Below are 19,171 nucleotides of genomic sequence, written 5' to 3'. Positions count from 1 at the left end.
CTCGCAGCCCATGCTGCCTTCCAAGCTGCGGGGACTGGGCGCGCTGCTGAACAACTTCACGCAGCTGTCGCTGTTCGACACCGAGCCCCAGCCCCAGCCCGTTTCTCCGACAACGTCACCGCTGCCCCCGCCGGAGCCGCTCGCGCCGACGCCGCGGTCGCGTGGCGATGCCGGCGCGTCGACGCGTCAGGTCTTGCTCCAGGGCCAGTCCATTCCCTATGAACTGAAACGCGCGCGGCGCCGCAGCATCGGCTTCACCGTGAGCGAGGACGGCCTGCGCGTGTCCGCGCCGAAGTGGGTGCCGCTGGGCGACATCGACAAGGCGCTGCAGCAGAAGGGCGAATGGATCCTGCGCAAGCTCGTCGAGCAGCGCGAGCGCGCGCGACGCACGCAGGCGGCCCGCGTCCATTGGGGCGACGGCTGCAGCCTGCCTTACCTGGGCGAACCGCTGATCGTGGTGCTCGATCCGTCGCAGACGGGCGCGCGGCTCGACGAGGGGCAGGCCGATCCGCAACCGACGCTGGCGACGGTGCCGCGTCGCATGCTCTACCTCGGCCTGCCGCAAGACGCGACCCCCGAGCAGATCCGCGACACGGTGCAGGCCTGGTTGCAGCGCCAGGCGCGGCAGCGATTCGAGCAGCGTTGCCGGCACTTCGCGGGGCCGCTCGGCGTCACGATGACGGGGTTGCGGCTCTCGTGCGCGCAGACGCGCTGGGGCAGCGCCAGCGCGGACGGCATGATCCGGCTCAACTGGCGGCTCATCCACTTCTCCCCGGCGCTGATCGACTACGTCGTCGCGCATGAACTCGCGCACCTCAAGGAGATGAACCACAGCCCGCGTTTCTGGGCGGTGGTGAGATCCGTCTTCCCCGAATACGAGCTCGCGCGCGATCGTCTCAAGCAGGCCGTGCTGCCGCTGATGGACGAGGCCTGAGGCGGGCGGACGCAGTACGTTTCGGGCTTCCCCCTTCAGGGGGGCTTGTAGCTGATTTGAGTGGCGGTACACACTGCGAGTTGCTGTCATCACTCGCATCTGAGTCAGAACTTCCTCCCGCGTTCCGCTCCCGGCGGCGCTCAGGGTTCCCCGGCCGACAGGCTGCGTCAGGACAACCCGCGCTCAGAGCCGACAAGCTGATGCATAACAAGGCGCAGCGCCGCCGTCCCGTGATCGGGGCGGCGGCGACTGTCTTTCTGGGGGCTGTTTTCTTGCGCCGTCGCGCACGGACGCCAGCGCGGCGTCGCGGCCTCAGGCCGAGAAGCGATGGATCCCGTCCTCGTCCAGCGTGCGCCGCAGCAGCCCGCCCAGCCACAGGCGATTCAGGTGGGCCACCGCCTCGCCCATCGCGAAGGTCGTCTGGTGCAGGTCCAGCGGCCGGCGGAACATCATCGGCAGCAGCTCCGCCGCATGACAGGGCTTCGCCGTGCAGGCCTCGAGCACTTCCGCCAGACGCTCCCGATGGTGCTGCTCCAACTGATCGATGCGCGCATGCAGGCCGCGGAACGGCTTGCCGTGGGCGGGCAGCACCAGCGTGTCGGCGGGCAGGGCGGTCAGCCGCGCGAGCGAGTCCAGGTAGAGCTGCAGCGGATCCGCTTCCGGCTCCCCATCGACGACCGACACGTTGGTCGAGATCCTCGGCAACACCATGTCGCCGGCGATCATCACGCCGAGCCCGTTCCCCTGCGTCTGGCTGAACAGGCTGATGTGCTCGGGCGCATGACCGTAGCCGACGAGGCAGCGCCAGTCGTGATCGCCGATGCGCACCGTCATGCCGTCCATGAGCCGGCGGAAGGCGGCGGGGATCGCCGGCACCATGCTCGGGTAGTAGCTGGCGCGGCCGCGGATCTTCTCCAGTGCCGCGGAGTCGGTCAGCCCATGGCTGCCGAAGAACGCCGCCGCCGCTTCGCCGCCCATGCCGACCGTCGACGACGAGGCGACCTTCGCCAGCTGATAGTCGGTGGCGCTGATCCACAGCCGGCACTGCCAGCGCTCGGTCAGCCAGTGGCCCAGTCCGAGGTGGTCGGGATGGAAGTGCGTGGCGATCACGCGCAGCACCGGCAGGCCGTCCAGGCGCTCGGCGAAGACGCGCTCCCAGTTCGCCTTTGTGGTGTCGTTGTGGATGCCGCAATCGACGATGGTCCAGCCCTCACGACCGTCGAGCACGTCGCGCAGCAGCCAGAGGTTGATGTGGTCCAGCGCGAAGGGCAGCCCCATCCGCACCCACCGCACGCCGGGCAGCAGGTCCAGTGCTTCGCCGGGACCTGGCAGCGTGTCGCCCAGGGGGTAGGAGAGTTCCGATTCGCGAGGATTGGCCATGGCTTTAGACTTACGTTTACGTCAACGTCATTTGCCAGTGTAGCCATGAGCCCCTCACCCCGCCCGACCCCGGCCGATGACCTGCCCGAGGACGCGCTGCCCGAGGCAGGCGACGACGCGGGGCCGCTGTTCACGATCACCGAACTGGCGGCCGAGTTCGACATCACTCCCCGGGCGATCCGTTTCTACGAGGACATGGGACTGCTGACGCCTGCGCGTGCCGGTCGCAACCGTGTCTACACGCAGCGCGACCGCACGCGACTGAAGCTGACCTTGCGCGGCAAGCGGCTGGGCCTGTCGCTGCAGGAGATCAAGCAGTTGGTCGACATGTACGACAACCAGTCGGACACGGTGCCGCAAGCGCGCGCCTTCCTTGGTGTCCTGGAGCAGCACCGCCGCCAGTTGCAGCAGCAGCTGAACGACATCGAGATCACCCTCGAAGAGATTGCTCAGCACGAAGAGCGCTGCCACGCGCTCCTCGCCGAGGCCGGCGCCGAACAACAACGAACCGCCTGACTCGGTCCCAAACCGCGGCAGTACGCCAGTGGTTGGGGACGGCAGGGCGCAGGGTTTCGGCGCTTGCCGCCGGGGCCCTGCGCTCTGGCGGCCAACGCCCCGGTTTCCGCAGGACAGCCCTGCGCAGGACAGCCCCTAAACTCCCAGCCAATGAACGGCTTGCACCTCACCGCCGACCTGGCCGGCTGCGCCAACGAAGATCTGCTCACGGACGGGTCAGGTCTTGCGCGGGCGATCCGAGCGGCCGCGGAGGGTGCGGGCCTGAGCGTCGTCGGCGAACACTGGCACCGCTTCCCCGACGCGTCGGACGGTCAGCCCGGTGGCATCACCGGCATGCTGCTGCTCGCGGAGTCGCACGTCGCGCTCCACACCTGGCCCGAGATCGCGTCGGTCACGCTGGACGTCTACGTCTGCAACTACGGCGGCGACAACTCCGCCAAGGCGCGCGCGCTGATGGCGACGATGGTGGCGCTGTTCGCGCCGGCCGACGCCCGGGAGCACACGCTCGTCCGAGGGCGGCTCGGCGCCGAGGCCCTTTAGTAGACTCTCGCCCGGGCCGCCAGAGCCCGGGAGTAGAGGGATTGATCGAAAGCACGACCGAGCTGACGCTGGTGCCGAAGGCGCCGCCGGCGGCACCAGCCACGTCCGCGCCTGCGCGCGGGCCGGGCTCGGTGTCGCCTGCGCCCGCGCCTGCGCGGCCGGTCGGCCGGTCGTCGGGCGCCGCGTCCGCGCCGGACGCCCCCGCCGCCCAGCGTCATGCGCAGCGGCTCGAGTTCACCGGCACCGGCGGCGACTACTTCCGCGTCTGGATCGTCAACGCGCTGCTGACGCTGGCGACGCTCGGCGTCTATTCCGCCTGGGCGAAGCGCCGCAAGGCCCGCTGGTTCGCGCGGCACACGCTGCTGGCGGGTGAACCCTTCGACTTCCACGGCGACCCGCGCCGCATCCTCGCCGGACGCGTGATCGCGCTGATCCTGCTGATCGCCTACGGCCACGCATTCGACTGGTCCGCGGTGGCGGGCTTCGCCATGCTGGCGGGGCTCTACGCGGCCGGACCGATGCTGTTCGCGGGCGCCCAGCGCTTCAAGCTGGGCAACACCAGCTGGCGCGGCCTGCGCTTCGGGTTCCAGGCAAACGCCGTCACCGTCTATGCGTCCTGCCTGCCGCTGCTGGTGGCGTGGACGCTGGCGTCGTTGGTCGCGGGCTGGGGCTCGAATCCGCTCGTCGACGGGCTGGCCGCATTGGCGCTGTTCCTGCTGCTGCCGCTCGCGCATGGCCGGCTCAAGCGCTTCCAGCATCGCCATGCCCGCTACGGCACGCTCGCCTTCGACTTCCAGCTGTCCGTCGACGCGTTCTACGGTCTGTACGTGCGTCTGGGGTTGGCGCTGATCGTCGGCGGCGTCGTGGCCGCGCTGCTCGGCTTCGGCGTGTCCGCCGCCTTGAAGCTGGTACCGGGCGCGGAAGAAGGGCCGGTGAGTACCGCCCTGCCGCTGATGGCGCTGGCCGTGGTCTGGACCTTCGCCTGGCCGGTCTACGTCGCGCGGCTTCAGCACCTCACCTGGACCCGCACGCACCTGTCGGGCGGCATCGGATTCGCCTACGCGATCTCAGAATTCGCGCTGTTCAAGACGCTGCTGACCCACGGCCTGCTGACGCTGCTGACGCTGGGCCTGTACTGGCCCTTCCTGGCCGTGCGGATCGCCAAGATGCGCATCGAGGGCCTGGTCGTGCTGTCCGATACCCCGATCGGTGAACTCGTCGTGACGGCCCCACAGCGTCGCGGTCGCGGTCGCGGCGCGATCGGCGACGGCGCCGCCGAGGCCTTCGGCCTGGACATCGGCTGGTGAGCGCGCAGGACCCGCCATGAAACCGCAGACCCTCACCGCCACCGCCCGCTGGTTCGACGGCGCCGGGAACCGGCCGCACGAGGTGCGCGTGCGCCTGAGCCGCAATCACTTCGAATTCATGCCGTGGCCGCCGCGCCCGCAAAGCTCGTCGTCGACGCCGCCGTCGGAGGCGGAGCTGGCCGCGTCGCGGCCGTCGATGCCCGGCCTGCGCCGCTACGCCCGCAAGGCGCTGCAGGTCGGCGAATGGTGGCGCGGCCGCCCGACGCCGGTCGGCCTGCCGGACGGCGGCACGGTCTGGCTCCCCGCGGACAGCGCGATGGGACGGGTACTCGGCGGCCAGTCGCTGATGTCGCTGGTCATCGGCAGCTGGAGCCTGGCCGCGTGCGCGCTGGTGGCGCTGATCGCGCTGGTCGTGTGGTTCGACCGCCAGGGCGTGGGGCTGCTGGCGCGTGCCGCGCTGCCGCTGATTCCGACGCAGCTCGACGGCGCGGTCGGCAAGCGGGTCGAGGAGCAGCTCGCGGCCACCTGGCTGAAGCCGTCCCAACTGCCGGCGCAACGCCAGCAGGCGATCCGCGCGCGCTTCGCCGACATCGCCGGACGCGTGTTCCCGGGCGTGGCCCTGGACGTCCGCTTCGCGCGCCAGGGCGACCGCCCCGGCTTCAATGCGATGGCGCTGCCCAACGGCACCCTCTTCGTCTTCGACGGTCTGGCGGAATTGCTGAGCGAGGACGAGCTGATCGCCGTGCTCGGCCACGAGGCCGGCCATGTGAAGCACCGCCACGCGATGCGCCACCTGGTGCAGGGCGCCGGGCTGCTGTCGGTGGCGGGCGTGGTGATGGGCGACTTCTCATCGGTCGCGGCGGGCACGCTGGCCTCGGCGCAGACGCTGCGCTACTCGCGCGACGCGGAGCGCGAATCCGACGCCGAGGCGCAGCGCCTGATCCTGCGGGAACACCTGCCCAACGAGACGCTGGTCGGCGCGTGGCTCAAGGTGCTGGAGCAGATGCGGCGGGACGGCCGCGTCGACAGCGGCACGGCATGGCTGTCGATACACCCGCCGATCGGCGAGCGCATCGAGAGCGCCCGGCGCGCGGCGCAGAACGCGGAACCGCCGCGCTGAGACCTACTTGGCGCTCGTGGAGGTTGACGATTCCTGGCCCTTGGCCACGGCGGTCTCCGCCGGCGGCGTCGCCGGTTTGAACTGGCCCATCACGTCGCGCTTGCCGCGTTCGAGGTAGGGCACCGGCTGGTCCATCCACGTGGGCCGCGGACTGCCGAGCAGGTAGTGATCGAAGAACTCGGCCATGTGCACGGTGAAGTGCTTCATGTTGTCGCGGTCGCGCAGGCCGTGCTTCTCGCCGTTGTAGTTGAACCAGTACGCCTCCTTGCCCAGGCGGCGCAGCGCGGTGAAGAACTCGATGCCCTGGTACCAGGGCACCGCGTCATCCTCGTCGTTGTGGATCGTCAGGTAGGGCGTGGTGACCTTGTCGACACGGAAGATCGGCGAGTTCTCCAGGTACAGGTCCGGACGCTCCCAGGGCGTGGCGCCGATGCGGCTCTGACCGTGCTCGTACTGGAACGCGCGACTGATGCCCGCGCCCCAACGGATGCCGCCGTAGCCGCTGATCATGTTGGCCATCGACGCGCCGGCCTCCGCCGCGCGGAACTGGTTCGTGTGCGTGATCAGGTAGTTGATCTGGTATGCGCCCCAGCTGTGTCCCTGGATGCCGACGCGCTTGGGATCGACGTAGCCCTTGGCGATCTGCTGGCGGATCGCCGGCAGCACCGTGTTCATCGCACTCTTGCCGGGCTGCCCGGTCGTGTAGACGATGTCCGGACGCAGCACCAGGTAGCCGTTGCTGACGTAGCGCGTGACGTTGATGTTCTGCGCCGGCGCCGGCGGGATGTAGCGGTACCGGTTGTCGGTCATCTTCTCGTAGATGTAGACCATCATCGGGTACTGCTTCTTCGGGTCGAAGTCGGCCGGCTTGGCCAGCAGCGCGCGCAGCTTCTTGCCGTCGGCGGCGGTGTACTCGATCAGCTCCTGCGTGCCCCATGCGTAGCGCGACTGCTGCGGGTTGGCGTCGCTGATCTTCTGCGGCTGCTGGAACGCGAGCGTCGAGGTCCACAGGTCCGGGAACTGCGTGAAGCTCTGCTGCGTGAAGACGATGCGGTCCGCGTCCTTGGCCTTGATCAGGCCGCCGATCATGCGGTCGTCCTGGATCAGCGCTTTCGGCACACCACCGGTCGCGTCGACGCGGTAGTAGCCGCTGGCGCGCGTGATGTCCTGCGTTCCCGCCAGCGTCAGTGCATCCGCGGGCAGGGGTTTCTTGTCGGCGTCCTCGGGATCGAGCGGCACGACGCGCAACTGCAGCTGCTGCTTGCGGCCCCAGCCCTGCGTGAGGTTGCGGGACTGGCCGGTGGCCGGCTGCACGGCCCAGAGGTCGAACTTGTCGTAGACGACGACGCTGTCGTCATCCGCGGTCCAGCCGGCGCTGCCGTAGGGGGAGGGCAGGTCGGGCACGTCGCGGTCGTCGTTGTCGAAGCGCGACTTGATCTTGCCGGTCAGGTCGATGGCGGCGGCGGTGTCGGTGCGCCAAGCCATCCAGCGCGCGGCCGGCGCGTCGAAGCCCAGCACGTAGCGGCCGGCCGGCGACAGCGTCGGCGCATGGCGCAGCTTGCGCGCCAGCGGCCGGGCCGCACCGGTGTTCAGGTCGACGGCATAGGCGTCCATGTAGGCACCTTCCCACGACATCAGCTGGCGATACGGCAGTTCGCTCAGGCCGAGCGCGACGGTGGCGTTCTCGTTGACCTGGATCGTGGGCAGGTCCTTCGTCGCGAGCTGCACGAAGCGCGCCGCGTCGACGTCGTTGCCCAGGTGCACGACCGCGCGGTAGCTGCGCGTGCGCTCCCGCTCGGCCTTGGCCTTCTGCGCCGACTGCAGCTCCGGATCCTTCCAGTGCCAGAGGTCGACCTTCATCGGCTCGGGCGCATCCTTGGCCTCGGGCGCGGGGAGCTCGGCGGTGCCGAGGAACAGGCGCTGGCCGTCCTTGCTGAAGGCGAGCGCGGCGTGCTCGCTCGGTGTCCAGCCGGCGGGCATGCCGGCGGTCTGCGCGCTGACCAGCACCGCGGCGCGCTCCTGGCCGGCCTTCCACAGGAAGAGCTTGAACGGCGTGGGATCGGGCTTGTCGGCCTTCTCGTCCTTCTTCTCGTCCTTCTTCTCCTCCTTGTCGTCGGCCCGCTTCGCCTTCTCCGCGGCCTTGGTCTCGGCGACGTGATCGCGGCTGCTGACGAACGCCAGGCGGCGGCCGGCCTCGTCGAAGCGCAGCTGCTTGTAGCTGCCGGCGCCCGACATCACCGCGCGCGCCTGCGTCGGCGCGGCCGGGTCGATCAGGTAGACGCCCTCGCGGGCCGTGTCATCGGGGGCAGGTCTTGCCTCGGCGACGACCGCAGGCGGAACGTCCGATACGGTGGATGCGCCGGGGACGCCTGGGGCGCTCGATGCCGACGCTGCCGGCACAGCGGGCGCGCCCGGCTTGGACGCGTCCTTCTTCGCCGGTTCCTTGACGGACACGACGTAGGCCAGCAGCGTTCCGCCGTTGTTCCAGGCGAAGTCCGACGCGTCCTTGAAGGTGTTGCGCTGCTTCGTCTCCGCGTCGATCAGCAGCAGGTCGTTGCCGGGGACCTTCTTGGCGGATGGCGCGCCGCCCTCGGCGGGCGCTTCCTGATCGCGCGGATTCGCGTCGAGATCGGCATCGATGCCGGCATCGATCCCGTCATCCATCTCGGCGTCGACCTTGGCCGGCGCCGCCTTGGCGTCCTTCGAGCCTTCCTTCTTCGCCGGCGCCTCCAGCAACAACGCCAGGTGCTGGCCGCCGTCCTTGCCCCAGGCGAAGCGCTTCACGCGGTCGACGGTCTCGACCTTGCCGGTGCTCAGGTCCATCCAGGCCGCGCCGGCCTTGGGGGCGTCGTCGCCCTTCTTCTTGTCCTTCTTGGCCTTGTCGAGCTCGATCCGCGTCGGCTGCACGGCGAAGGCGACGAATCGCCCGTCGGCGCTGAACTGCGGCGAGGTCCCGCGCGGCGCGCGGTACTCGCGGCCGTCGGCGACGTGGCGCACGACGAGTTCGCCATCGGCCTCCTGCGCGACCAGCGCGTAAGCGATCCACTGCCCGTCGCGGCTCAGCTGCGTGTGCTGGATGCTGCGCCAGGTGGCGTAGACGTCGTGCGTGATCGGCAGCCTGGCGGCGATGGGCTGCGCCACCGAAGCCGCCGCCGCGGCGACCGGCGTGGCGGACTGCGGTGGGGTGGCCGCGGACAACGGTGCGAGCGGTGCCAACGGCAGCAGGGCGAACGACAGCGCGGGGAGCGAGGACAGGAGGGACCGGTTGGACATGGGGCGGAAGAAGAAGTCGAGGAAGTGGGCGGACAGGCGGTGGGAGCCGAGGGACAGGAGCCGCGGATCAGCCGCCGGCTGAGTCCGCGGCGCCCGCGGCGGTCAGCATCTTCACGAGCCAGGCCTGCAGGTCCTGGATCTCGTCCATGCTGACCTCGTGGGCCATCGGGTACTCGTGCCACTCGACGTCGTGGCCGAGCCGGCGCAGCTCGGCCAGCGACGCGTGCGCGCGGGCCGGCACGACGACGCCGTCGTTGCTGCCGTGCGCCAGGAAGATCGGCGTGTCCGCGTTGGCGGCGTTCCGTTCGGCTTCGGTCGTGCCCAGCACGGGCAGATAGCCGGACAGGCCGACGAGCCCCGCCAGCCGTTTCGGATACCGCAGCCCGGTCATCAGCGTCATCGCGCAGCCCTGCGAGAAACCCATCAACACAACGCGCTCCGGCGGGATGCCGAACTCGCTTTCCTCGCGCGCGATCAGGTCCTCGATCAGGCGCTGCGACACGCGCAGGCCGTCGGCGTCCTCGCGCTGGCTGAGGTCGCCGTGGCGGATGTCGTACCAGGCGCGCATGCGCATGCCGCCGTTGATGGTGACGGGGATCTCGGGCGCGCTCGGCAGCACGACGCGCAGGCCGCCCAGCGCCAGCACCGGCGACAGGTCCAGGGCCTGGACCACGGGCACGAAGTCGTTGCCGTCGGCGCCCAGGCCGTGCAGCACCAGCAGGCTGAAACGGGGCGCCTCGCGGGTCTGCAGTTCGATGGTTTCGAGGTTCATGGACGGGAATGCTAGTCCGCCGCGCGGCGCCGGGCCTGGGTGGAAACGCCCTGTCGCGCCTCATCCGCTCCGCATCGCGCCCAGATGCAGCCGGTCGCACACGCCTCGCGGCGGGCCGGGCCGATGCGTAGTCTTCAACCCATCGCATCTTCCGATGCACGACTCTCCGGGAAAGGAGCCCACCATGTCCGACAGCGAAGAACTCAGCCGCCTGGCCGATCTGCATCAACGCGGCATCCTCAGCGACGAGGAGTTCGCCAAGGCCAAGGAGCGCGTGCTGAACGCCAGCGCCCGGTCGTCGAGCTCGACGTCCTATGCTTACGCCACGCCGCACGGCGGCAGCAGCGGCGCGCCGGTGGTGAACGCGATCAACACCTTCCGCCGCAGCCGCGACGACCGCTGGATCGGCGGCGTGTGCGGCGGGCTTGCCCGGCTGAGCGGACTGGCGGCGTGGTTCTGGCGGATCGTGTTCGTGGCGCTCACGACCTGCGCGGGCGGCGGGGTACTGCTGTACCTGCTGCTGTGGATCTTTGTGCCGCTGGAGGATTGAGGGAGACCGCCTGCCTGCGGAGGGTGGGGCGTTGGCCGCCGAGGCATGAGGCCCCGGAGTCAAGCTCCGAAACCTCACGCCTCGCCGTCCCCAACCACCACCGTCCTTCGACGGTTTCGCGACCGAGAACCCCGTGAGGCCGTGAGGGCTAGACCGAGCCGGTCAACACATACGCGGAGGCGAGCCAGCGGCGCTCGACCTCCGCGTTCTTCATCCGGGACTCGAGCAGCTTCCATGGGCACTCCAGTCCGTCCATGCGCACGATCGAGTGCATCGCCGCACCAAGCACGAACAGGTTGCTCACCGGCATCCACGGCGGCGCCCAGGCGAGTCCCGCCGCCACGATGCGAGCACCGGGCTTGAGCGCCGAGAAGGCGCGCTCCAGGCCTTCCTCGCTCTGCAGCACATCGTGCGTGAAGAAGAAGAGCGCCGCGTCCGCGCGGCGCTTGCCGAGCACTGACGCGTAGTCCGCGTCCTCCGCGGTGGCCGGCAGGAAGTCGATCGATGCATCGAGGTGATCGACCCGCGCGCGCTGCCGCGCCTGGCGCATCATCGTCTCGCAGGGCTCGACGGCCACGACGCGGCCGGTGCGTCCGACGGCGCGGTTGAGGCCGGGCAGGCTCAGCCCCGTGCCCGCGCCGACGTCGAGCACGGTCTGCCCCGGTTGCAGGCCGAGCAGCGCGATCGCCTCGCGCCGCAGCGGCGCCACCGGCATCAGCTCGTAGTCATAGACCGGCGCACGGCGCGCGTACAGCGCGTTCAGGGCCTGAAGCCCGGGCCGAGGGTCTGGCGTGTTCATGGACTCCCTTGTGCTGGCGGGCCAGCTTCGCGGCGTGCGACCCGCGGTGTCAAGCAAGAAAAACGGAGCGTCACGGAACCGTCATGCGGGACCGAAAGAATCGCGTCCCTATGTGCGTCCAACTCACCACAGGTACGCGGCTTGCCCGCCGTGCCGCCCGCTCGATCGCCGCGCTGTGCGCCGCGGTCGCCCTTCTGCCCCTCTCCGTGTCCGGGGCACACGCCGGGCCCGCCCCCGCTGATGCGGTGGCCGATCTGAAGTTCGCTCAGTTCTTCAAGTCGCCGATCGGGCCGGCGGGCCTGGAGCTCTCCGACCAGCTGCGCGCTGCCGATGGCCGCCCCGTGCGACTGGTCGGCTACATGGTCGCGCAGGAGCAGGCCAAGCCGGGCCGCTTCTGGCTCACGCCGCGCCCGGTGCGCATGAGCGAACACGCCGACGGCGAGGCGGATGACCTGCCCGCGGCCACGGTCACCGTGCTGCTCGATCCGGCCCAGCGGGACCGCCTCGTCGCCCATCGCAACGGACTGGTGACGCTCACCGGCACGCTGTCGATCGGCCGCGTCGAGGACGAGACGGGCCGCGTCTCCTGGATCCGCCTGCAACTGCCGACCGACGCCCTTTCCGATTCCCCCGACTCGAGCTCCCAACGATGAAACATCTGCCTTCCCTGCTCGCCGGCGCTTGCGCGTTGCTGGCGCTGAGCGCCGCGAACAACGCCGTGGCGGCTCCGACCGTCACCCGCCTGACGCCGCCGAGCGAGCGCTTCTCCAGCGGCCAGCCGGAGCCGGTCATCGCGCGCTTCCTGCCCGGTCAGCGCTTCGACCTGCAGGCCACGATCAAGCCGGACGCCGGCCAGCGCATCACCGCCGCGCGCTTCGTGATCGATGGGAAGCCTGTCGACGCGACGGTCGCGTTGCGCGACTGCGCCACCGGCTGCGTGAAGGGCGTGAGCGCCGAGACCGCGATCGCGACGATCCGCGCGGTGAGCCTGGAGAAGGCCGGCCGCCATGAGTTCAGCGTCGAGGCCACCCAGTCCGACGGTCAGAAGGTCGCCGCCACCGGCAATTTCGACGTGGTGCCCTTCACCGCGGCGATGGGCCCGAAGGTCAAGAACATCATCATCCTGCTGGGCGACGGCATGGGCGCCGCGCAACGCACCGCGGCCCGCATCGTCAAGGGCGGCTACGCGCAGGGCAAGGTGATCAACCCGCTGGCGATGGACACCTTCCCGGCGACCGGCATGGTCAAGACGGCGTCGCTGAACTCGGTGGTGACGGACTCGTCGCCGGGCATGACGTCCTACGTCTCGGGCAACAAGAACAACAACAATGAAGAAGGCGTGTTCCCCGACGACACCGTCGAGCCCTTCGACAACCCGCGCATCGAATACCTGTCGGAGTACCTGCATCGCACGCAGGGCAAGGCGCTGGGCATCGTGACGACGGCCGACGTGTTCGACGCGACACCGGCTGGCAACGCAGTGCACACGAGCAACCGCGGCGCGGGCACCGGCATCGTCGACCAGTTCTTCGACGACCGCTCGCGCACCGGCCTGACGGTGCTGCTGGGCGGCGGCCGCAAGTGGTTCCTGCCCGCGGGCACGGCGGGCTCGGAGCGCGCCGAGGGCAACGACTACGCGTTCTCGTCGACCGACCCGCACACGTCGGAGATCGTCAAGCGCTGGGGCGCCGCGCCGGGCGCGAAGGACAAGGGCCGCGACCTGATCCAGGAGTTCCAGACCGCCGGCTACCGCTACGCGCCGACGAAGACCGAGCTCGAGGCCGCCACGGCCGGCGCGGGTGCAGACAAGCTGCTGGGCCTGTTCGCGTTCTCCAACATGAACGTGGCGCTGGACAAGATCGACGGCCGCCGCGGCGCGAAGAAGGGCCTGGCGGGCGGCAGCGTCGTCGACGACTACGGTTTCCCCGACCAGCCGATGCTCGACGAGATGGCCAAGGCCGCGATCGCGACGCTGAAGAAGCAGTCCAAGGGCTTCGTGCTGATGATCGAGGGCGCCTCGATCGACAAGCAGGCGCACAACATGGACAGCGAGCGCTGGATGCTCGACACGATCGAGTTCGACCGTGCCGTGCAGGTCGCGCAGGATTTCGCGCGCGAGAACGGCGACACGCTGGTCATCGTGACGGCGGATCACGAATGCTCGGGCGCGGCGCTGATCGGCGGCTCGATGCTGACCGACCAGGCGCTGCTGGACGCGGCGACGAAGAAGGGTGCGGCCAACCTGCGCGACAAGGTCGTCGGCGTGTACGAGAAGGCGGGCTTCCCGCGTTACCGCATCGCCGCCGACGGTTATCCGGAAGCGACCGACATCGACTACCGCCTGCTGGTGGGATACGGCGCGAACGCGGACCGCTACGAAGACTGGCGCACCAACGCGACGCCGCTGCGGGATTCGCAGCAGCCGCTGGCCAAGTCCGAGCCGCTGAAGTGGTACCCGGCCAACGCCGCCGAGCGCGACGACGCGACGGGCGAGTTCCTGGTCACGGGCCAGGTGCCCGGCGAGCAGGCGGTGCACACCGCGACGGACATCCCGCTGTCGGCCTTCGGCCCGGGGGCGTTGGCGTTCACCGGCGTCATCGACAATACGGACGTGTTCTTCAAGCTCGCGCAGGCGGCGGTGAAGGGCGCGACGGCGCCGGCGGATGCAACCGGCGCGAAGCGGCCGGCGAAGCTCACCAAGCAGTGATCGTCATCGCCCGGCAGCGACTTCAATGGCGGGGCCCGTAAGCCCCTGTCCTGCGCAACTCGACACTGCGTCACTCGCAGACAACCGCGACGAAATCTGCGAGGCGGCGAACCTGAAGGGACAAGTTCCGACAAATGAACTTGTCCTTTTTTTTGCCGCTTTCGTGGTCGATCCGTTGTCCGATCTCCGGGCCCACATGCCGGTGTTCGGCTGGGTTATCAGAAGCTGGCCCTGCCGCTGGCGACGCGCGCCCTGATCACCGACGCGCTGAGGCGGGCAAACGATCCGACCCCGTCGCTGCGGGCCCGAGTGGCACGCTGGCAATGAGCGCGAGCGGCCTGGCCCGGCCGTCTGCACGTCGCTGTCGAGGTCACTGCAACAGTCCCGACAGCCGCGCCAGCGCATCGTCGATGACCTCCATGGGCACCTGCTCGATGCGTCGCGCCTTGCGCGCGTTGAGGTCCAGCATCCGGATCTTGTTGACCAGCGCCGCGCCCTGCGTCTTGCATCCTGTGCCGGTCAAGGTCACGGCGAAGCCAGCATGACGAGCGAAGTCGCCTCCCTGAGTGATGGGCGCCACCAGGACGTCTCCGAGCGCGTTGAACTCCTTGGTCGTCAGGACCAGGGCGGGGCGCATCCCGCGCTGTTCGAATCCCAGCGCGGGATCGAGAGGCACCGCGACGATATCGCCTCGGTCAAAAACTTTCCTCACCACGCTTCACCGCCTTCCGGCTTCATGCGATCCCAGTCCGCCATGTCCGCCGGTGGCGCTGCGGAGAGATCGCACTGGGCAATCATCTCGGCCAGCGTGTACTTGCGTTTCGGGGTCAGGACGATGCGACGGTCGGACGTGGTCTCCAGCGTCAGGGCATGACCCGCGGTCAGACCCAGGTTGCGGAGCACGGTCGGCGGGAGGATCAACGCGGTACTGTTTCCCATTTTCTTCAACACCACTTCCATGAGCGCCTCCCTTCCATTGCAGCCTGGGTCGGATTCTAGAAGGGCGATGCCGTTGACGTAAAACAAAGTTGTACGTTCGTTGCAACGCCGGGCGATCCTTCCGAGGCAGTGGAAGGAGATGACGATGTGGGCCGCCCGGCGTGCATCGAACGAGCCCAGATCCTGCACCCGAGACCGGCAGTTGGAAATCGCGCCAAGGGGGGCACTCCAAATGGCGAGACGCAGGAGCGACATCCCTCCTCGCATTTCTCATACCGGGAAACCTTGGCAACACTGCCCCGTTTGCGGCGCGTGGATCGAGCGGCGATCGCCGCCATCCACCACCCAACGCCCGCACCAGCGCCAGCCGGTTCTCCAACTCGCTCTGCAGGATGCGGATCAGGTCGTCGTCCTGCGCGAAGAGCTTGCGCCGCGCGTCGATGACTCAGAAGCAGGTGACGACAAGCGCCCCTTCGCCACCATCTCCTCCGCCGCCCGCACCAGGCACATGGCCGCCGCGCCGGCGGCCAGGCCCGCGCGCCACTGGCGCTCCTCCAGCACGCCGCCGATGCCGACCACCGGTACGCCCGCCATGCGCGCCCACCAGCGCAACTGCGCCAGCCCTTGCGGCAGCCACGGCATGTCCTTGGTCGTCGTCGGCCACAGCGGGCCGCAGGCGATGTAGTCCGGCGCCACGCCGCGCGCGCGGGCGAGCTCCCACAGGCTGTGGCTCGACAGGCCCAGCCGCACGCCGTGCCGCGTGCGGCGCTGCTGAAGATCGTCGCGGTCCTCGCCGCCCATTCCCGCCCAGTCCTCCTGGCCGAGGTGCAGCGCCCGCGCGCCTTCGTCCAGCGCCAGCCGCCAGTGGTCGTTGATCCACAAGCTCGCCGACCGGCCCGCCATGTCGCGCACCGCCTCGCGGATCGCCGAGCGCAGCGCCTCGTCATCGGTCGACGGGCCCCGCTTGATGCGCAGCTGCACATGCTCGAACTGGCCGCTGAGCGCCAGCGCCGCCACGCGTTCCGCTCGGTCCGTGATCGCGTACAGACCGGTGGCGAAGGGCGCCGGACGGCGCGACGCCGGCCACATCACCTCGCGCCAGCGCGTCAGCGTCGCGCGATCGGCTGTCGTCTCGTCGTCGAAGCCCATCACGGGCATCGCGCGGGGATCGTCCACGAAGCGTCGGTCCGGGCGCAGCGGTCCCGCGCCCGCGCCCGCCGCGTGGCCGTCGCGCAAGGCGCTCCAGGTGAGCATCTTCGCGAGGATCACCGCGTCGGGCACGGCGAAGCCGCGCGCCAGCGCGGCGGCCGCCGCGGTCGCGAAGGTGCAGCCGCTGCCGTGGTGGTGCGGCGGTCCGCCGTTGCGGCCGGACAGGCGCGGCAAGGCGATCCATCCCGTCGCCAGCGGACTGTCCAGCCAGTCCATCGAGAGCCCGTCGACCTGCGCCGCATCGTCGCCGCCAGTGATGCAGACCGCCTGCGCGCCCATACCGCGCAGCATCGCGGCCAGTTCCGGCACCGGCAGCTGGCCCGTCGCGACGCCGAGCAGCCGTTCCGCCTCGCGCCGGTTCGGCGTGATCAGCGCCGCGCGCGGGACCAGTTGATGGCGATAGGCGCCGAGCAGGTCGTCGTCGCAGAACGCCGCGCCGCCCGCGCTCGCGCCGAGCACCGGATCGACGACCAACGGGGCCTCGCCGATCTGCGCCAGCAAGGCGTCCACCGTCGCCGCGCTCGCGAGCAGGCCGGTCTTGACGACGCGCGGCGGCAGGTCCTGGCGCAGGGCGCTCAACTGCGCTCGCACCTGGCTGGCGGGAAGCGGGAACACCGCGTTCACGCCTTGCGAGTGCTGCGCCGTGACGGCCGCGACGACGGGGCAGAGATGAACGCCCATCGCCGCCGCCGCGCGCGTGTCGGCGCTCAAGCCCGCGCCGCCGCCGCTGTCGGTGCCGGCGACGCTCCAGATGACCGGCGGCGTCGGATCGTCGGTCCACGGCGTCAGGGTCAGCAGGTCCGGATCGATCGTCGCGGCCCAAGGTCCCGGCAGGCTCGGATGCGGCACGGCCGGCGACGGGCGGGCCATCGCGGCGGACTCGCGCCGATCGCCGTGTTCGTTCTGCCCGTTCATGCGTCCCCCAGCAGGAAGGCATGGCCGCCGACCGGCGTGCTCGCAACCGCGAAGGCCTGCGGCGCCATCAGGCCCGCGCGGAAGGCTTGCCGACCCGCGCGCACGGCGTCGGCGAACGCGCCGGCCATCGCCACCGGATCGGCGGCCTGCGCCACCGCGCTGTTCAGCAGCACCGCGTCGAAGCCCAGCTCCATCGCGCGCGCGGCCTGCGACGGGGCGCCCAGGCCCGCGTCGATCACCAGCGCGGTGTCGGGCAGGCGCTCGCGCAGCGTGCGCAGTCCGTGCAGGTTCAGCAGTCCCTGGCCTGATCCGATCGGCGCTCCCCACGGCATCAGCAGCGGACAGCCGGCATCCAGCAAGCGCCGGCCGAGGATCAGGTCCTCCGTGCAGTAGGGAAAGACGACGAAGCCCTCGCGCACGAGTTCGGTCGCCGCGGCGACCAGCTCGAACGGATCGGGCTGCAGCGTGTGGTCGTCGCCGATGACCTCGAGCTTGATCCAGGCCGTGCCGTAGAGCTCGCGCGCCATGTGGGCGAGCTGCACCGCCTCACGCGCGCTGCGGCAACCCGCGGTGTTGGGCAGCAGCCGCGCGCTCTGCTCGCGCCCGACCGCGAGGGCCTGCGCCAGCGCGCCGTTGTCGCCCGCCTGCAGCGTGCGCTTGAGGCCGACCGTCAGCAGCTGCGAGCCGGACGCGCGGATCGCGTCGCACAGCGTCGCGGGGCTGGGGTAACCGGCCGTGCCGAGGAAGAAGCGGCTGTCGAGCGCGACGCCGTCGATCAGCAGCGGATCGTCCGTTTGAAGATGCGGCGGTGACGGATGGGGCACTCCTGGATCGATGGATTGCGGATCGGTGGACTGCGCAACGGTGGTGAGCAGCATGTCAACCTCCGACGATCGGTTGGAAGAAGAGCACGACGTCGCCGTCGTTGAGCGCCGTGCCTGCGCGCGCGTCGCGGGCGACGAAGCGGCCGTTCAGCGCGGTGGCCACGGCGTCGGCCTCGCGTCGTTCGAGTTCGAGCAACTGCGCCAGCGTCGCGCCGGCGGGCATCGCCACGGCGCGGTCGTCGAGCCGCACGGTGATCGGGGGCGGGGTGGTCATGGGGAGATCTCCAGGAGAGGGGCGGCCAGTCCGGCGTCGTCGAGCAGCCGCTCGACCAGCGCCGGCGCGAGCAGCCAGCCGTGGCGGTACAGGCCGTTGAGCCGCAGCAGGCCGGGCTCGTGATGGGTGAAGGGCAGGTTGTCCGGCAGCGCCGGCCGGAGATGCCGATCGAGTCGCACGATGCGTGCCTCCGACAACACCGGCAGCACGCTCTGCGCCGCCGCCATCAGCTCGACGGCGGAGCGCAGCGAGACGGGACTGCGGTCCTCGCTCTCGATCTCGCTGGCGCCGACGACGAGCTCCTCGTCGGAGCGCGGCACGAGATAGACGCGATGCCGCGGATGCAGCAGCCGGACGGGCCGGCGCAGACCGTGAGCGGGCAGCGAGAGCGTGATGATCTCGCCGCGCACGCCGCGCAGCGGCAGCGGCGGCCGTGCGCCGAGTCCGCGCGCATCGATCGCCCAGTCGCCGCGCCAGCGCCCGCCGTCGGCGAAGTGCAGCTCGCCGGGCAACACCTGGTCGACCGCCCGCCCCCAATGCCAGTGCGCGCCTGTCGCGCCGTCGTGCAGCGCGGCCATCGCGGGTATCGGCGCGATCAGGCCCTCGCGCGGCAGCAGCCATCCCCGCAGGCCCGGCGCGAGCATCGGCTCATGTGCGCGCAGTGCGTCCGCATCGAGCGGTTCCGCGCCCGGCATGCGCATCAGCGCGCGCTGGGCCGCACCGAGGTCCGCGCGATGCGACAGCAGCAGGCTGCCGTCGATGCGCAGCGGCACCGGCTTCGACGCTGAACTCGAGCTCGAGCCAGAGCCAGAGCTAGAGCCCGAGCCCGAGCCCGAGCAGGACTCCGATCGCGACAGCGCCGCGACGATGCCCGGCCACAGCGCCAGCGAGCGCCAGCCCAGGGCGGCGATCTCGGCGCCGCCCTGTTCCTGCTCGGCGAGCGGACTCAGCATGCCGGCGGCGCTGAACGCGGCCGCGCCGTGCGCGTCGAACGCAGGCCCGGGACCGGGCGACGCGTCGAAGACCTCGACGCGATGTCCGGCCCGCGCGAGCGTCCACGCCAGCAGCCGTCCGGCGAGCCCCGCGCCGGCGATGGCGATCGCGGCCATCGC

18 protein-coding genes are annotated in these 19,171 nt (G+C 70.4%); 8 read left to right on the top strand and 10 right to left on the bottom strand.

Going from position 1 to position 19,171, the window contains the following annotated elements; all coding sequences use genetic code 11:
- The first annotated feature begins 10 nt into the window (after nt 1–10).
- Nucleotides 11–934 carry a M48 family metallopeptidase gene (locus AC07PR_RS19200; protein ID WP_495136219.1) on the top strand — a complete coding sequence of 308 codons (924 nt, stop codon included), beginning with the start codon at nt 11–13 and terminating at the stop codon, nt 932–934.
- A gap of 312 nt (nt 935–1,246) precedes the next feature.
- Here the strand turns inward: AC07PR_RS19200 and AC07PR_RS19195 are convergent, their stop codons facing one another.
- The gene (locus tag AC07PR_RS19195; protein WP_377159867.1) at nt 1,247–2,314 is read right to left on the bottom strand and encodes an MBL fold metallo-hydrolase; all 1,068 of its coding nucleotides are present in this window, start codon (nt 2,312–2,314) and stop codon (nt 1,247–1,249) included.
- Between the two features lie 45 nt (nt 2,315–2,359).
- Here AC07PR_RS19195 and AC07PR_RS19190 point away from each other — a divergent pair, with 45 nt between their 5' ends.
- The 4 genes from AC07PR_RS19190 (at nt 2,360) to AC07PR_RS19175 (ending at nt 5,797) form a co-directional block, all read left to right on the top strand.
- Entirely contained in the window at nt 2,360–2,830 is a 471-nt protein-coding gene (locus tag AC07PR_RS19190; RefSeq protein WP_495136218.1) for a MerR family transcriptional regulator, read from the top strand.
- A gap of 150 nt (nt 2,831–2,980) precedes the next feature.
- Nucleotides 2,981–3,370, top strand: coding sequence for an S-adenosylmethionine decarboxylase family protein (locus AC07PR_RS19185; protein ID WP_495136217.1), 390 nt, complete (start codon nt 2,981–2,983; stop codon nt 3,368–3,370).
- A gap of 41 nt (nt 3,371–3,411) precedes the next feature.
- Entirely contained in the window at nt 3,412–4,677 is a 1,266-nt protein-coding gene (locus AC07PR_RS19180) for a YjgN family protein (RefSeq protein WP_495136216.1), read from the top strand.
- Between the two features lie 16 nt (nt 4,678–4,693).
- Entirely contained in the window at nt 4,694–5,797 is a 1,104-nt protein-coding gene (locus tag AC07PR_RS19175) for a M48 family metallopeptidase (protein WP_495136215.1), read from the top strand.
- A 3-nt stretch (nt 5,798–5,800) separates the two neighbouring features.
- Here the strand turns inward: AC07PR_RS19175 and AC07PR_RS19170 are convergent, their stop codons facing one another.
- Together AC07PR_RS19170 and AC07PR_RS19165 are read right to left on the bottom strand one after the other, a co-directional pair.
- Nucleotides 5,801–9,070 carry a S9 family peptidase gene (locus AC07PR_RS19170; protein WP_495136214.1) on the bottom strand — a complete coding sequence of 1,090 codons (3,270 nt, stop codon included), beginning with the start codon at nt 9,068–9,070 and terminating at the stop codon, nt 5,801–5,803.
- A gap of 67 nt (nt 9,071–9,137) precedes the next feature.
- Entirely contained in the window at nt 9,138–9,842 is a 705-nt protein-coding gene (locus AC07PR_RS19165) for an alpha/beta hydrolase (protein WP_495136213.1), read from the bottom strand.
- Nucleotides 9,843–10,026: 184 nt separating this feature from the next.
- On the opposite strand from AC07PR_RS19165, the gene AC07PR_RS19160 reads away from it, so the two are divergent.
- A complete protein-coding gene (locus tag AC07PR_RS19160; protein WP_377159881.1) occupies nt 10,027–10,392 on the top strand; it encodes a PspC domain-containing protein in 366 nt (121 codons plus the stop codon).
- A 148-nt stretch (nt 10,393–10,540) separates the two neighbouring features.
- Here AC07PR_RS19160 and AC07PR_RS19155 read toward each other — a convergent pair whose 3' ends face one another.
- Nucleotides 10,541–11,191 carry a class I SAM-dependent methyltransferase gene (locus AC07PR_RS19155; protein WP_495136212.1) on the bottom strand — a complete coding sequence of 217 codons (651 nt, stop codon included), beginning with the start codon at nt 11,189–11,191 and terminating at the stop codon, nt 10,541–10,543.
- Between the two features lie 110 nt (nt 11,192–11,301).
- Between AC07PR_RS19155 and AC07PR_RS19150 the strand changes: the two genes are divergently transcribed.
- Nucleotides 11,302–11,844, top strand: coding sequence for a hypothetical protein (locus tag AC07PR_RS19150; protein ID WP_495136211.1), 543 nt, complete (start codon nt 11,302–11,304; stop codon nt 11,842–11,844).
- A complete protein-coding gene (locus AC07PR_RS19145) occupies nt 11,841–13,898 on the top strand; it encodes an alkaline phosphatase (RefSeq protein ID WP_495136210.1) in 2,058 nt (685 codons plus the stop codon). Before AC07PR_RS19150 ends, AC07PR_RS19145 begins: the two co-directional genes overlap by 4 nt.
- Nucleotides 13,899–14,268: 370 nt before the next feature.
- On the opposite strand, the gene AC07PR_RS19140 is transcribed toward AC07PR_RS19145, so the two are convergent.
- The 6 genes from AC07PR_RS19140 to AC07PR_RS19115 all read right to left on the bottom strand — a co-directional run bounded on the left by AC07PR_RS19140 (nt 14,269) and on the right by AC07PR_RS19115 (nt 19,168).
- Nucleotides 14,269–14,613, bottom strand: a complete 345-nt coding sequence (locus AC07PR_RS19140; RefSeq protein ID WP_495136209.1) for a type II toxin-antitoxin system ChpB family toxin — start codon at nt 14,611–14,613, stop codon at nt 14,269–14,271.
- A complete protein-coding gene (locus tag AC07PR_RS19135) occupies nt 14,607–15,092 on the bottom strand; it encodes an AbrB/MazE/SpoVT family DNA-binding domain-containing protein (RefSeq protein ID WP_495136208.1) in 486 nt (161 codons plus the stop codon). The genes AC07PR_RS19140 and AC07PR_RS19135 overlap by 7 nt, the downstream gene beginning before the upstream one ends.
- A gap of 144 nt (nt 15,093–15,236) precedes the next feature.
- Nucleotides 15,237–16,961 (bottom strand): bifunctional hydroxymethylpyrimidine kinase/phosphomethylpyrimidine kinase, encoded by a 1,725-nt coding sequence (locus AC07PR_RS19130; protein WP_495136207.1) that lies wholly within the window; start codon nt 16,959–16,961, stop codon nt 15,237–15,239.
- The gene (locus AC07PR_RS19125) at nt 16,958–17,839 is read right to left on the bottom strand and encodes a thiazole synthase (protein ID WP_495136206.1); all 882 of its coding nucleotides are present in this window, start codon (nt 17,837–17,839) and stop codon (nt 16,958–16,960) included. The genes AC07PR_RS19130 and AC07PR_RS19125 overlap by 4 nt, the downstream gene beginning before the upstream one ends.
- Before the next feature lies 1 nt (nt 17,840).
- The gene (gene thiS, locus AC07PR_RS19120) at nt 17,841–18,059 is read right to left on the bottom strand and encodes a sulfur carrier protein ThiS (protein ID WP_483107925.1); all 219 of its coding nucleotides are present in this window, start codon (nt 18,057–18,059) and stop codon (nt 17,841–17,843) included.
- On the bottom strand, nt 18,056–19,168 hold the full coding sequence (locus AC07PR_RS19115) for an FAD-dependent oxidoreductase (RefSeq protein ID WP_495136205.1): 1,113 nt from the start codon (nt 19,166–19,168) through the stop codon (nt 18,056–18,058). The genes thiS and AC07PR_RS19115 overlap by 4 nt, the downstream gene beginning before the upstream one ends.
- Nucleotides 19,169–19,171: the final 3 nt, after the last annotated feature.

The organism is Roseateles sp. GW821-FHT09H11 (assembly GCF_059415845.1).
Note: the sequence above shows the minus strand (reverse complement) of the source record. Positions and strands in the feature narration are given on the sequence as shown.